Origin of the sequence: Escherichia sp. MOD1-EC6300, from assembly GCF_002965045.1 — a bacterium.
Lineage (GTDB): Bacteria > Pseudomonadota > Gammaproteobacteria > Enterobacterales > Enterobacteriaceae > Escherichia > Escherichia coli_F.
Genome location: NZ_PTRH01000001.1, coordinates 161,895 through 176,431, shown reverse-complemented (window position 1 = coordinate 176,431; position 14,537 = coordinate 161,895). Strand labels below are relative to the sequence as shown.

At 52.4% G+C, this 14,537-nt stretch carries 15 protein-coding genes; 13 read left to right on the top strand and 2 right to left on the bottom strand.

Annotated elements, in window-relative coordinates:
• Positions 1–255: 255 nt before the first annotated feature.
• Positions 256–1,410 carry a methionine adenosyltransferase gene (metK, locus tag BGE37_RS00845; protein WP_001062128.1) on the bottom strand — a complete coding sequence of 385 codons (1,155 nt, stop codon included), beginning with the start codon at positions 1,408–1,410 and terminating at the stop codon, positions 256–258.
• A 55-nt stretch (positions 1,411–1,465) separates the two neighbouring features.
• On the opposite strand from metK, the gene yqgD reads away from it, so the two are divergent.
• The 13 genes from yqgD (at position 1,466) to dagF (ending at position 13,689) form a co-directional block, all read left to right on the top strand.
• Positions 1,466–1,717, top strand: a complete 252-nt coding sequence (gene yqgD, locus BGE37_RS25790; RefSeq protein ID WP_001305310.1) for a protein YqgD — start codon at positions 1,466–1,468, stop codon at positions 1,715–1,717.
• Positions 1,718–1,827: 110 nt separating this feature from the next.
• Complete coding sequence (yqgG, locus tag BGE37_RS25785) at positions 1,828–1,971, top strand: protein YqgG (protein ID WP_001297404.1); 144 nt, start codon at positions 1,828–1,830, stop codon at positions 1,969–1,971.
• A gap of 93 nt (positions 1,972–2,064) precedes the next feature.
• On the top strand, positions 2,065–2,196 hold the full coding sequence (yqgB, locus tag BGE37_RS00830) for an acid stress response protein YqgB (RefSeq protein WP_001360961.1): 132 nt from the start codon (positions 2,065–2,067) through the stop codon (positions 2,194–2,196).
• A gap of 8 nt (positions 2,197–2,204) precedes the next feature.
• A complete protein-coding gene (speA, locus tag BGE37_RS00825) occupies positions 2,205–4,181 on the top strand; it encodes a biosynthetic arginine decarboxylase (protein WP_105287665.1) in 1,977 nt (658 codons plus the stop codon).
• 145 nt (positions 4,182–4,326) lie between these two features.
• Positions 4,327–5,058, top strand: coding sequence for a hypothetical protein (locus tag BGE37_RS00820; RefSeq protein ID WP_105287664.1), 732 nt, complete (start codon positions 4,327–4,329; stop codon positions 5,056–5,058).
• A gap of 135 nt (positions 5,059–5,193) precedes the next feature.
• Positions 5,194–6,114 (top strand): agmatinase, encoded by a 921-nt coding sequence (gene speB / locus BGE37_RS00815; RefSeq protein WP_000105566.1) that lies wholly within the window; start codon positions 5,194–5,196, stop codon positions 6,112–6,114.
• A 258-nt stretch (positions 6,115–6,372) separates the two neighbouring features.
• Complete coding sequence (gene dagR, locus BGE37_RS00810) at positions 6,373–9,171, top strand: transcriptional regulator DagR (protein ID WP_032185088.1); 2,799 nt, start codon at positions 6,373–6,375, stop codon at positions 9,169–9,171.
• 118 nt (positions 9,172–9,289) lie between these two features.
• Positions 9,290–9,718, top strand: a complete 429-nt coding sequence (locus BGE37_RS00805) for a PTS sugar transporter subunit IIA (protein ID WP_032185087.1) — start codon at positions 9,290–9,292, stop codon at positions 9,716–9,718.
• 10 nt (positions 9,719–9,728) lie between these two features.
• Positions 9,729–10,214 (top strand): PTS system mannose/fructose/N-acetylgalactosamine-transporter subunit IIB, encoded by a 486-nt coding sequence (locus BGE37_RS00800; RefSeq protein ID WP_032185086.1) that lies wholly within the window; start codon positions 9,729–9,731, stop codon positions 10,212–10,214.
• 25 nt (positions 10,215–10,239) lie between these two features.
• Complete coding sequence (locus tag BGE37_RS00795; RefSeq protein WP_000380263.1) at positions 10,240–10,989, top strand: PTS mannose/fructose/sorbose/N-acetylgalactosamine transporter subunit IIC; 750 nt, start codon at positions 10,240–10,242, stop codon at positions 10,987–10,989.
• Positions 10,986–11,846, top strand: coding sequence for a PTS system mannose/fructose/sorbose family transporter subunit IID (locus BGE37_RS00790; protein ID WP_161399913.1), 861 nt, complete (start codon positions 10,986–10,988; stop codon positions 11,844–11,846). Before BGE37_RS00795 ends, BGE37_RS00790 begins: the two co-directional genes overlap by 4 nt.
• A gap of 3 nt (positions 11,847–11,849) precedes the next feature.
• Positions 11,850–12,959, top strand: a complete 1,110-nt coding sequence (dgaE, locus tag BGE37_RS00785; RefSeq protein ID WP_088541723.1) for a D-glucosaminate-6-phosphate ammonia lyase — start codon at positions 11,850–11,852, stop codon at positions 12,957–12,959.
• Positions 12,946–13,689, top strand: coding sequence for a 2-dehydro-3-deoxy-phosphogluconate aldolase (gene dagF, locus BGE37_RS00780; protein ID WP_032185084.1), 744 nt, complete (start codon positions 12,946–12,948; stop codon positions 13,687–13,689). Before dgaE ends, dagF begins: the two co-directional genes overlap by 14 nt.
• A gap of 55 nt (positions 13,690–13,744) precedes the next feature.
• Here dagF and loiP read toward each other — a convergent pair whose 3' ends face one another.
• The gene (gene loiP, locus BGE37_RS00775; RefSeq protein ID WP_000701841.1) at positions 13,745–14,503 is read right to left on the bottom strand and encodes a metalloprotease LoiP; all 759 of its coding nucleotides are present in this window, start codon (positions 14,501–14,503) and stop codon (positions 13,745–13,747) included.
• Between the last annotated feature and the right edge of the window lie 34 nt (positions 14,504–14,537).

Below are 14,537 nucleotides of genomic sequence, written 5' to 3'. Positions count from 1 at the left end.
TAATATGAAAATATTACAAATATTTGGCTGGTGTGGTGGGTGTAATCGGTTTCAGTCGTGGTGATGATTTGCGGTAAAACGTGTTGAGGAAGAATGATGTTATTGCGGGCGGTTTTTTGCCGGATGTGGCGTGAACGCCTTATCCACTTACATGTGACAGCGGTTGTGGGCCTGATAAGCGTAGCGCATCAGGCATTTCTCTGGAAAAGAAAAAGGCCAGCGCGAGGCTGGCCTTTGAAAGCAGGTGAAGAAAGATTACTTCAGACCGGCAGCATCGCGCAGCAGCTGCGCTTTGTCGGTTTTTTCCCACGGGAAATGTTCACGACCAAAGTGACCGTATGCTGCGGTTTCTTTGTAGATCGGATGCAGCAGATCCAGCATCTGAATCAGACCATATGGACGCAGGTCAAAGAACTCACGTACCAGCAGAGTCAGTTGTTCAGAAGGCACTTTCTCGGTACCGAAAGTTTCCACCATGATGGAGGTCGGTTCAGCCACGCCGATTGCGTAGGAAACCTGAATTTCACAACGATCGGCCAGGCCAGCCGCAACGATGTTTTTCGCGACATAACGTGCTGCGTACGCTGCTGAACGGTCCACTTTTGATGGATCCTTACCAGAGAATGCACCGCCACCGTGACGCGCCATGCCGCCGTAGGTATCAACGATGATTTTACGACCAGTCAGACCGCAGTCACCCATCGGGCCACCGATAACGAAACGACCGGTCGGGTTGATGAAGAATTTGGTGGCAGAAGTCAGCCATTCAGCGGGCAGAATCGGCTTGATGATCTCTTCCATTACCGCTTCTTGCAGCGATTTCTGGTCGATCTCTTCAGAGTGCTGGGTGGAAAGTACTACAGCATCGATGCCAACGATTTTGCCGTCGTCATACTGGAAAGTCACCTGGCTTTTCGCGTCCGGGCGCAGCCACGGCAGAGTGCCGTTTTTACGTACTTCAGCCTGACGCTGAACCAGACGGTGTGCATAGGTGATAGGTGCTGGCATCAGCACGTCGGTTTCATTGGTTGCGTAGCCAAACATCAGACCCTGGTCGCCCGCGCCCTGTTCCAGCGGATCGGCACGATCAACGCCCTGGTTGATGTCAGGAGATTGTTTGCCGATAGCGCTCAGGACCGCACAGGAGTTAGCGTCAAAGCCCATGTCGGAATGTACATAGCCAATTTCGCGAACGGTGTTACGGGTGATCTCTTCGATGTCTACCCAGGCGCTGGTGGTGATTTCACCGCCAACTAAAACCATGCCGGTTTTTACGTAGGTTTCGCAAGCAACACGTGCTTTCGGATCCTGTTCGAGGATCGCGTCTAAAACGGCATCAGAGATTTGGTCAGCAATTTTGTCAGGATGCCCTTCAGAGACGGACTCGGACGTAAAAAGGTGTTTTGCCATATTTAATATCACCTAAAGAGAATTTGGTTAGCTCAAACTGTTGTGTGGATTTTCTGTGGTAGCGGATCCTACCACGACTCTGCAGGTTAAAAACACTGGCAGTCTGAGTGTTAATCGGTATGGATGGATTAACATCTGGATGGCTATTTTAGGTCAGTTCTTCACCCAATTTCCACTTTTTTTTGAATCGTGTCTCATTCTGTTAAAAACGTGGCTGGAAATTTTTCCTGACAATGCTGGCATTCTGCGTATTTATCTTTTGCAATTTTCTGCCATTGTGGGGTATAAAACGCGGCGCGCGGCTTAAATAAAAAGCACACGACGTTTCTTTCGTGTTGCCACTTCCAGCCGGGTTGAAATCAGAGTTTTGGCTTGTGGGTTCGTCTTAACAGGCGGCCGTGGAGGTGATACGAAATAATGAACCGTTGTCTGCTGCTTAACCTGTCTCACCGTTCTGGTGAAGATTCGTTCCCCGCACTCTGCATCTCTGCTTTGCATACCTGCCGATGTTATACCCATCTCGGCGCTTCTCAGGATTCAAGAGCTGGTTACAGTTACTGAGGACTGAACAAGGGCGCTCTTGTAAAAACAAGAGTTTTCTCGTGGTTTCGCCGAACTGTCACACTTACGTTCGGTTATGTGTTTAATAATGTTATGAAAAAGAAACCGGTTGCGCAGTCGGAGCGTCAGCATACTTTGCTGGAAAATCCGTGTGCTTATGGGTTGTTATCGCAGTCCCAGGCTGCGATAGTCGTTAACTGTTTTACACTTAATAAAATAATTTGAGGTTCGCTATGTCTGACGACATGTCTATGAGTTTGCCTTCGTCAGCGGGCGAACACGGTGTACTACGCTCCATGCAGGAGGTTGCAATGAGCTCCCAGGAAGCCAGCAAGATGCTGCGTACTTACAATATTGCCTGGTGGGGCAATAACTATTATGACGTTAACGAGCTGGGCCACATTAGCGTGTGCCCGGACCCGGACGTCCCGGAAGCTCGCGTCGATCTCGCGCAGTTAGTGAAAACTCGTGAAGCACAGGGTCAGCGTCTGCCTGCACTGTTCTGTTTCCCACAGATCCTGCAGCACCGTTTGCGTTCCATTAACGCCGCGTTCAAACGTGCGCGGGAATCCTACGGCTATAACGGCGATTACTTCCTCGTTTATCCGATCAAAGTTAACCAGCACCGCCGCGTGATTGAATCCCTGATTCATTCGGGCGAACCGCTGGGCCTGGAAGCCGGTTCCAAAGCTGAGTTGATGGCGGTACTGGCGCATGCTGGCATGACCCGTAGCGTCATCGTGTGCAATGGTTATAAAGACCGCGAATATATCCGCCTGGCATTAATTGGCGAGAAGATGGGCCATAAGGTCTATCTGGTCATTGAGAAGATGTCAGAAATCGCCATTGTGCTGGATGAAGCAGAACGTCTGAATGTCGTTCCTCGTCTGGGCGTGCGCGCGCGTCTGGCGTCTCAAGGTTCTGGCAAATGGCAGTCTTCTGGCGGGGAAAAATCGAAGTTCGGCCTGGCGGCGACTCAGGTACTGCAACTGGTTGAAACCCTGCGTGAAGCCGGACGTCTCGACAGCCTGCAACTGCTGCACTTCCACCTCGGTTCGCAGATGGCGAATATTCGCGATATCGCCACGGGCGTTCGTGAATCCGCGCGTTTCTATGTGGAACTGCACAAGCTGGGCGTCAATATTCAGTGCTTTGATGTCGGCGGCGGTCTGGGTGTGGACTATGAAGGTACTCGTTCGCAGTCCGACTGTTCAGTGAATTACGGCCTCAATGAATACGCCAACAACATCATTTGGGCGATTGGCGATGCGTGTGAAGAAAATGGTCTGCCGCATCCGACAGTAATCACCGAATCAGGTCGTGCGGTGACTGCGCATCACACCGTGCTGGTGTCGAATATCATCGGCGTGGAACGTAACGAATACACGGTGCCGACCGCGCCAGCAGAAGACGCACCGCGCGCGCTGCAAAGCATGTGGGAAACCTGGCAGGAGATGCACGAACCGGGAACTCGCCGTTCTCTGCGTGAGTGGTTACATGACAGCCAGATGGACTTGCACGATATTCATATCGGCTATTCTTCGGGCACCTACAACCTGCAAGAACGCGCGTGGGCTGAGCAGCTTTATCTGAGCATGTGTCATGAAGTGCAAAAGCAGCTGGATCCGCAAAACCGCGCACATCGCCCGATTATCGACGAATTGCAGGAACGTATGGCGGACAAAATGTACGTCAACTTCTCGCTGTTCCAGTCGATGCCGGACGCATGGGGGATCGACCAGTTGTTCCCGGTTCTGCCGCTGGCAGGGCTGAATCAAGTTCCGGAGCGGCGCGCCGTGCTGCTGGATATTACCTGTGACTCTGACGGTGCCATCGACCACTATATCGATGGTGATGGTATTGCCACGACAATGCCTATGCCGGAGTACGATCCAGAGAATCCGCCGATGCTCGGTTTCTTTATGGTCGGCGCATATCAGGAGATCCTCGGCAACATGCACAACCTGTTTGGTGATACCGAAGCGGTTGATGTGTTCGTCTTCCCTGATGGTAGCGTAGAAGTGGAACTGTCTGACGAAGGCGATACCGTGGCGGACATGCTGCAATATGTACAGCTCGATCCGAAAACGCTGTTAACCCAGTTCCGTGATCAAGTGAAGAAAACCGATCTTGATGCTGAACTGCAACAACAGTTCCTGGAAGAGTTCGAGGCAGGTTTGTACGGTTATACCTATCTTGAAGATGAATAATTAAGATTATTCCGCTATCGGGTCGATTTATTTACGTAAATCGGCCCGCTTTCTTTTTATATATTCTTAAAAATAATTTAGCTGCTTTCCTTATTGAATAATCTCCCTACAATCGCTGCATTAATTAAATGCAGAGGGAACGGTTATGAAAAAATGGAAAGTACGTAGCGCGTTGGTGGCATTAGTCGTGCTGTTGGCCGGTTGTTCCAGTAATGCGCAGTATAATAGCAGTGCATCGGGCAATGTCGGCACCGCCTGGGGTGGGGATGTGCACTCAACGGTTCAGGGCGTATCTGCTGAACGAGCCTGGCGCGATCCGGCAGAGATGATCGTTATTAGTTATTCGACTAATGTTCCTTCCGGCTACGACCGCGTTTATAGCATTCGTATTAACGAACTTGAATATGCTATTCGCGATGGTAATTTTAATTCTCTACCTATTACGCGGGTTTATAATTCATCAGGTAAAGAACTACGCTATATAGTCCATGCCAGAGTAGGAATGAATTACCAATTATATGTCCGCAATTACAGTCGTAACACCAACTACGAGATCGTTGCGACAGTTGATGGCCTGGATGTTCTCAATGGTAAACAAGGTTCCCTGAATAACAACGGCTATATTGTGAATGCCGGGGATTCGTTGGCGATTAAAGGATTCCGCAAAGATAAACATACCGAAGCGGCTTTTCAGTTCGCCAACGTTGCGGATTCCTACGCAGCCAATTCGGCGCAAGGCGATGTGCGTAATACCGGTGTAATTGGCTTTGCAGCTTTCGAATTGCAAGGCCCGGCGCAAAACACGCTGCCGCCGTGCTCTGGACAAGCCTTCCCGGCAGATAACAATGGCTATGCGCCGCCACCGTGTCGGAAATAGTAACCTCGCTTGATGCCTCGCCCATTTAAGGCGATAATTAGCACAAAATTGTGTTTCGCAAATCCAACCCTTCCTCGTCGGGCCTAACGACGCGGAAGGGTTTTTTTATATCGACTTTGTAATAGGAGTCCACCCATGAGCACCTTAGGTCATCAATACGATAACTCACTGGTTTCCAACGCCTTTGGTTTTTTACGCCTGCCGATGAACTTCCAGCCGTATGACAGCGATGCTGACTGGGTAATTACCGGCGTGCCGTTCGATATGGCCACTTCTGGTCGTGCGGGTGGACGCCACGGTCCAGCGGCGATCCGTCAGGTTTCGACGAATCTGGCCTGGGAACACAACCGCTTCCCGTGGAATTTCGACATGCGCGAGCGTCTGAACGTGGTGGACTGTGGCGATCTGGTGTATGCCTTCGGCGATGCTCGTGAGATGAGCGAGAAGCTGCAGGCGCATGCTGAAAAGCTGCTGGCTGCCGGTAAGCGTATGCTCTCCTTCGGTGGTGACCACTTTGTCACGCTGCCACTGCTGCGTGCTCATGCGAAGCATTTCGGCAAAATGGCGCTGGTACACTTTGACGCCCACACCGATACCTATGCGAACGGTTGTGAATTTGACCACGGCACTATGTTCTATACCGCGCCGAAAGAAGGTCTGATCGACCCGAATCACTCCGTACAGATTGGTATTCGTACCGAGTTTGATAAAGACAACGGCTTTACCGTACTGGACGCCTGCCAGGTGAACGATCGCAGCGTGGATGACGTTATCGCCCAGGTGAAACAGATTGTAGGTGATATGCCAGTTTACCTGACTTTTGATATCGACTGCCTGGATCCTGCTTTCGCGCCGGGCACCGGTACGCCGGTGATCGGCGGCCTGACCTCCGATCGCGCCATTAAACTGGTACGTGGCCTGAAAGATCTCAACATTGTTGGGATGGACGTAGTGGAAGTGGCTCCGGCATACGATCAGTCGGAAATCACCGCTCTGGCAGCAGCGACGCTGGCGCTGGAGATGCTGTATATTCAGGCGGCGAAAAAGGGCGAGTAATTCGCTAAATATTTCCCGGTGTGCATAGTCATGCCGGGAAACATTCATCAGTGCGATATATGTTTTTATATTTCTACGCGACTTTTTCTTAGCTCTGTTCACCTGCCTGGTTGTTTCAGAACATAAGTAATATTTAAAACACGAATATTCAGAAACCAGATTGTCACAAGGAATATTAATTCTTCCCGGTAGTTCTCATTCTTACGTTTACAAATAGTGTATGTTCTGAACAACTATTGTTTTTTAAGCGGTAAAGAAATGAGACGGATTGATGTTATTTGCAAGGAGCTGGAGCGACTGACGTATGGGCTGGAACTGTCTGATTTAGCGAAGGAGAAAGCATTTACTGCTGAGGCGATTGGTTTTAACCTTGGGCTGGCACGTAACTCGGTTAGTAAAGATCTTAATCAATTATGGAATGAAGGCCTGGTGGTAAAAAGTCAGGGACGTCCTGTTTTTTTTCTACATCGTCACGCACTAGAATTGCTCATTAATCGAAAACTGGATGATTGCGAATGCATAGTTCATTCAGTGGCTAGTTTATTGCCAAAGAAAGAAAAATATACAGATGATGATCCGTTTTCCGGACTTATCGGATACGACCGTAGTCTCCGTGATGCGGTAGAAAAAGGCCGCGCAGCGGTGCTCTATCCCCACGGACTGCATGTGCTGTTAACCGGGGCATCTGGTGTTGGCAAAACATTCTTTGCTGAGTTAATGCATTGCTTCGCTTGTAAGCACACCATAGGTTCGCCACCTCCGTTGGTTTACTTTAACTGTGCCGAATATGCTCATAATCCGGAGTTGCTTTCCTCTCATCTGTTTGGTCACCATAAGGGGGCATTTACCGGGGCAAGCGAGAATAAAACGGGGCTGGTGGAGCAAGCTGACGGAGGTTATTTACTTCTGGATGAAGTGCATCGCCTCCCGTATGAAGGACAAGAGAAGCTCTTTTCTATTCTCGATAAAGGTGAATACCGCCCGCTTGGTTCAAGTGGGCCAACATATTCAATTTCGGTGCGCCTTATTTGCGCCACCACAGAGTTGGTCAACTCCTCACTATTGCGTACCTTCCAGCGGCGTATCCAGGTGTATATCGACTTACCGGGTATTCGCCAGCGTTCGGTCGAGGAGCAACTCGAATTGATTGTCAGCTTCTTCCAGCGCGAAAGTCGTAAAATTGAACGTACCATAAGCCTTGATAAAACCCTTTTGCACTGGTTGTTAAGTAAACCCCTGGAAGGCAATATCGGCCAGCTTAAAAGCGATATTCAGTTCTTGTGCGCGCAGGCGTGGGCGTCGGGAATGACCGAGCGCAATGATACACTAGAGTTAGATAAACGACTGGCGGAGATGCCGTTTAATACCACGCCGGAGCAGCGCCTGCTGGTCGATGCGTTGTTTGGCGGTAAAGATCGTTTGAACGTGGATGCGCGTACGTTGCCCGCGTTAAAAAATTCGTTGGCGACCAGCGCGGAAATAGAAGAGAGCGATCTGTTTTACAGTTTCCTGACTCGTGAATATGTCAATCTGCGCAACAGTAACGTGCCGCCCGCAGAAACGCTGGCTATCCTGAAAAACAAACTCAGTTCGATTTTTGAATACGGTCTCTATAGCCGCCATAGTACGGCGCATCCACCGCGCTATGGCGATCAAATTGAGGAGCGGGTGACGTTGCTGATCGGTTACGTGGAGCAGGTATTAGGATTTACGTTGCCAGAAAACCTGGCGAACCCGTTACGTAAACACTTTCTTGCGCTGATTGGCTATGTGCGGCGAGGGCTTATACCTCAACTCTATTCCTCCAGCTTGATTCTGGATCGCTGTAAAGATGAGTATGACAATGCCACGCTTCTGTGCCGCAAAATCAATGAGCTGCTGCATATTCAGTGCCCGGCGACGGAGGTGGTCTGGCTGTGCCTGTTCCTGAAAGAGTGTCGCCACTACCGCCAGCGCATCGACACCAGCCCGGATTGCGGCGTGATTCTAATCGCTCACGGTGCGACCACCGCAACGAGCCAGGCGCAATATGTGAATCGGGTGCTGGAGCGCGATCTGTTCTACGCAATTGATATGCCATTTGAGCAGTCGGTGCATGACACCCTGGAAACCCTGACCCGGATGATTCAGGACCGGTGCTGGCAGCGGCTGATACTGATGGTGGATATCGGATCGCTGGTTCATTTTGGCAGCACCATCAGCAAGCTGTTCCAGATTGACGTTCTGTTGTTGCCAAATATCACTCTGACCAGCCTGCTGGAGGTGGGGCTGGATTTAAGCTACGAAACTGGGGATCTATCGCAATTGGCTGTGCTTATGCAGAGTAAAAATATCCCTTGTCGGCTCTGCACGCCGCAGCAAGAGAGCGGTGGCAAAGTGCTGGTTATCTCATGTATAACCGGAATGGGGACGGCAGAAAAGATCAAAAAAGTGCTGGAGGAGAGCTTTGGCGAGCTGATGTCGCAGGACACGCGTATGGTGATTCTCGACTATAACGAGGTGCGCAGCCTGGAGCGTATTCAGCAGGCGCTTAATGCCAGTGAACGGCTGGCAGGGATCGTCGGCACCTTCCAGCCGGGACTGCCGGATATTCCGTTTATCTCGCTGGAGGAACTGTTTTCCGAGCAAGGGCCGGAGCTGGTGCTTAGCCTGCTGACTCCGGATCTCTCAAGCAGCGAGCGCCGACTGGAGATGGAGCGCAGCGCCATGCGCTTTATCAGCGCGCTGACCATGGAGAGCATCATCAACCATATTTCGGTGCTCAACCCGCAGCGAATTCTGAAAGAGATCGAGGACGTTCTGAACCACTTAACCAACACGCTCTCCCTGAAACCGAGCCGCCAGGTGACACTACGTTTTCTGATCCATTGCTGCTGCATGGTCGAGCGTATCGTGATTAACCGCAAACCGTTACAGATGGCGCTGGAAAACCGGCTTGATCTGGACGCTCGTGCCTTTAGCGTCATCAAATCCTCCTTTTTGCCGATTGAAGAGGCTTACGCTATCCGTTTATCGGACGCAGAATATTTTTATATCTACGAACTGCTCTACAGCTGATCCCCTGATTTACGGGGCTTAAGGCCTCATCCAATCTCTTTTCCTCTGAGCGTGACACAAATTCTGGCACGTCCTTTGCTCCTGACGAAATGTAAACACTGGAGCAAAGGAGGCTATTTTGACCACAACTGTATCTATTCATCCGTTACCTGAAATTTTGCTGCTAACTCACGGCGGCTGGGGGCTGCAGCTCTGCAACAGTCTGCGCATGGTGATGGGCGAAATCGAAGGCGTGACGGAAATCGCGCTGATGCCTGTCGATACGCTGGGCGAGTTTTACCAGCGCGTCGAAGCCGTGGTGAAAACCATGCCAGAAGGTTCGCTTATCGTGACCGATTTTATCGGCGGCACCACCTCTAACGTGGCGGCGCGGCTGAGCGCCGATTATCCGGTGGCGGTGATCTCCGGGCTTAATGCCTCGCTGCTGCTGGAGGCGCTGGACAAGCGCGAACATGGCCCACTGACCGCCTGCGTGGCCGATCTGGTGGAAGCTGGGCGCAACAGTTGCCTGGACGTCGTCTCCCATATTCGTCAATTACAACAGTAAGGAAAATCGTATGGCAAACATCGTGTTATGTCGCATTGACAGCCGTCTTATCCACGGACAGGTGGTGACGAAGTGGGTGGGGCAATCCCAGGCCAACCGTATTGCGGTGGTCAGCGACGAGCTGGATGCCGATCCGTTTATGAAAAATATCTACCTGATGGCCGCGCCGCCGAATATCAAAGTGGACTGCTTCAGCAACCAGAGCTTCGCGGCCGCGTGGAAAGACAACCAGCTGGGCGACGGCAACGTGCTGGTGCTGTTCCCGTCGCTGGCGGCGATTCAGGAAGCGGTGCAGCAGGGCTTTGACGTGGCTGATATTCAGGTTGGCGGCTTAGGCGGCGGGCCAAACCGTAAAGCGGTGTTCCAGAACATAACTCTGGATGAAAAAGACGTTGGCATTCTTAACGATTTGAAAAGTCGCGGCATTAAGGCTGTTTTCCAGACCATCCCGGAAGATAAGCCGCAGTCGCTGGACGATATCCTGAAAAAATTCTGACCCTCTGAACATGGGATAACAAATTATGGATACCTTACTTTTTGCAAGCCTGATGGGGCTGTATTACTGGTTTGCCCGGTTGCGCCTTGGCTATACCTTCTCCGCCATGCTGTTACAGCCAGTGGTGGTGGCGGTCTTTGTCGGCCTGCTGCTCGGCAACATGCCTGCGGCGATGATTATCGGCGCGGGGATGCAGTTGGTATATCTGGGTGTGACCTCAACGCCAGGCGGCAATGTGCCGTCAGACCCGGCGCTGGCGGCCTGTATCGCCATTCCTATCGCCGTTAAGGCCAATATGGACCCGAACCTGGCGATTGCACTGGCGATTCCATTTGGCGTTATCGGCGTATTCCTCGACCAGTTGCGTCGCACGCTAAATGCGGCCTGGGTGCATATGGCCGATAAACACGCGGAAACGGCCAATATGTCAGCCATTATGCGCTGCGCCTTTCTCTACCCGGCGCTGCTGGGGCTGGTGCTACGTTTCCCAGTGGTGTTCGCCGCCAACTACTTCGGCCAGAACGTAGTGGAAAGTTTCCTCAAGCTGATGCCGCACTGGCTGACCCACTCGTTTGAAATCATGGGCGGGATTCTCCCGGCGCTGGGCTTCGCCATCACCATTATGGTGATTGGTAAAAAGAGCCTACTGCCGTGGTTTATCGGCGGATTCTTCGCGGTGCTGTACCTCAAGGTGGACATCATGGCGATGGCGATTTTCGGCACCTGCGTGGCCTTCCTGATTAAAGGCCTGGCGAAAAATGAAGGAGCGGCATAATGAGCGGCGGCGTAATGCAGCATGAACTGGTGGAGCGCGCGCGGGAGTCCGGGGCGCTGACCAAAGCGGATATCACCAAAGCGTGGTTTATCTACTGGCTTGGCGCGGAAGTTTCCAGCTCCTATGAGCGTTTACAGAGCCTGATTTTCTGCGCCTCGATGACGCCGATTATTAAAAAGCTCTATCCGCAAAAGGAGGAGCAGGTGGAGGCGTTAAAACGCCATCTGAACTTCTTCAACTCAGAGCAGACGTTTGGCGCGGTGATCCAGGGGATCTCCATCGCCATGGAAGAGCAAAAGACCCGCGGCGAGGCGATTAACGATGCCTCTATCACCGGGATTAAAACCGGCCTGATGGGGCCGCTGGCCGGAATGGGCGACTCCATCATCTGGGCGGCCGTGATGCCGCTGTTGATTGCTATTTTTATCCCGTTCGCCGCCAATGGCAGCGCAATGGGCGGTATTTTGCCGCTGATTCTCTACCCGGCGATTACGCTGGCAATCAGCTACGGCATGGTGCACAAGGGCTATACGCTAGGGCGCGATTCGATTATCAGCCTGCTGCAGGGGGGGCGCATCAAGGAGCTTATCTACGGCGCTAACGTACTGGGGCTTATCATGATGGGTGCGCTATCCGCGAGCTTTGTCAAGATAACCTCACCTTTAAAAATTAGCGCACTGAAAGGCTCTGAAGTGGTGGTACAGCAGATTCTTGACTCCATCGCGCCCGGCCTACTGCCGCTGGCGGCAGTGTTCGCGATCTACTTCTATCAGGTGAAAAAGGGACCGCGTTACACCACGATTTTGCTGTCAATTGTGGCGTTGAGCGTGGTCTGCTCGCTGCTGGGAGTGCTGTAAGCCATGACGCAGAATATCTATCAACAACTGGGGCTGAAACAAGTGATTAACGCTTGCGGTAAGATGACGATTCTCGGCGTCTCCAGTGTCGCGCCGGAGGTGATGCAGGCCACCGCGCGTGCGGCATCCTCTTTCGTGGAGATTGATCAGCTGGTGGACAAAACCGGCGAGCTGGTCTCTCGCTTTACCGGGGCGGAGGATAGCTACGTTACCTCCTGCGCCTCGGCAGGGATCGCCATCGCTATCGCCGCCGCCATTACCCGCGGCGACAAGGCCCGGGTGGCGCTCATGCCGGATAGCTCCGGCATGGCCAATGAAGTGGTGATGCTGCGCGGCCATAACGTCGATTACGGCGCATCGATCCTCAGCGCGATCCGCTTAGGCGGCGGGCGCGTGGTGGAGGTGGGGTCAAGTAACCTGGCGGCTCTCTGGCAGCTGGAGAGTGCCATTACCGACGCGACCGCCGCGCTGCTGTATGTGAAGTCGCATCACTGCGTGCAGAAGGGGATGTTGAACATCGAGGACTTCGCCCAAGTCGCGCAGATGCACAACCTGCCGTTGATTGTCGATGCCGCCGCCGAAGAGGATTTACGTGCCTGGGTGGTGAGCGGAGCGGATATGGTGGTCTACAGCGGCGCAAAAGCCTTTAACGCGCCTACCTCCGGGTTTATCACTGGTAAAAAAATCTGGATTGCAGCCTGTAAAGCGCAGCATTACGGCATTGCCAGGGCGATGAAAATCGGCAAGGAGAACATGGTTGGGCTGGTTTACGCGCTGGAGAATTATCACCAGGGGCAGGCAATCATCACCGCGGAACAGCTCCAGCCAGTGGTTGAAGCGATTTCTGCGATTCACGGGTTAACGGCTGATATTGAGCAGGATGAAGCCGGGCGTGCAATCTGGCGTATTCGTATTCGGGTAAATGCGCAAGAATTTGGAGTTGCCGCTCGCGTCGTCGAAGCGCAACTGCGTGGTGGCGATATCGCGATTTATACACGGCGGTATAACCTCCACCAGGGCGTTTTTAGCCTTGATCCGCGTACGGTGGCGGATGGGGAGATGGCGCTTATCGTGGCGCGACTGAAGGAGATTGCAGATCATGCAAAAGATTAATTTCTATCATAATCGTGTGGCAATTAATGTGCTGGCGAAAGATATCGCCAATGCCCGTGAAATCTATGACGCCGCCGAAGGCCACGCGGTGATTGGCGTGCTTTCCGCGCAGTTCTCCTCGGTGGATGAGGGGATCCAGGAAGTTAAACGTTGGATGGCGGAAATACCGTCCATTTCAGTAGGTCTGGGGGCGGGTGACCCGGCGCAGTATTACAAAGCTGCGATGATTGCGGCGCAGATTCATCCAGCACACGTTAACCAGACCTTTACCGGTTGTGGTTTCGCGGCAGGCGCGCTTGCGACGACGGGCGGTGAGCAGACCCATGTCAACGCGCTGGTTAGCCCGACGGGAACGCCGGGCGAAGTGCTGATTTCCACTGGCGTTAGCAGCAGCCAGGGTACGCCTGCCCGCGTATCCTGCGATACGGCAGTGCGAATGATGCTAGATATGGGCGCACACGCGGCGAAGTTCTTTCCGATGGGCGGCGAGAAGTCGCTTCCGGAGCTATACGCGCTGGCGACCACGGCGGCGCGCAATGGTATGACGCTGATTGAGCCAACCGGCGGGATTGATTTGGATAACTTCAGTGTGATTCTAAAAACTTGTCTGGAGGCGGGTGTGCCGCGCATTATGCCGCATGTTTACAGCTCGATTATAGACCCTGATACGGGATATACCCGACCGGATGATGTAGCCGTTTTGCTGAATAAAGTGAAATCACTACTCTGATCGGGGATTCAGGCGTTACCGACCTACAATTATGTTGTAGATCGGTATGTCTGACTTATTTTATCCCATCCGCGCTCATACGATCGCGAATATGCTGGGCGCGTTCGGCGGATGCCGGATGGTCGTCAAACATTGAGCTTTGGCGGCCTTCTTCCAGTTTCGCCAGTTTTTCAAAGCTGGTGGCAAGACCAGCCGGGCTGATGCCGCGTTGGCGCAGAAGATCGTAAGAATAATCATCGGCTTCTGCTTCCTGGCGCTGGGAGAATTGCGAATTGACTAATTTCTCGCCCAGATCACCAAGTTGCGATTGCGATAAACTGCCGACAATCCCGCCCGCAGAGGCTGCCGCGACTCTCACGGCGTTGGTACCTAATGCAACTTGCATCCCTTTCTTCACATGGCCTAACGCGACGTGCCCCATTTCGTGACCGATCACCGCTTCGACTTCGTTATCCGTCATCATATCCATTAGCCCGCTATAGACGCGGATACAGCCGTTAGCCATTGCAAAGGCGTTCACATCCTTCGCCATATACACTTTGTAATTCACCGGCTGACCGTTGATATTGTTGCCTAGCGCATTGGCAATAGTTGTCAGACGTTTAGCGTATTCGCTATTGGCTGGCGCAATCGTCGCCTTGCTGTCCATCTCCTGACATGCCTGATCGCTCAGGGCTTTCACCTGCGCATCACTCAAACTGTAAGCCTGAAAAGCTTCCGCTCCTGATGAGAGCAGTCCGTTGGAGTCCATATTCTGGCAACCGGTCAGTACCGTTGCCACGCTCATTGCTACCAATAAGGCGCGAATTTTCATGTTTTCTCTTCCGCACAAGGTCAGGATTATTCTA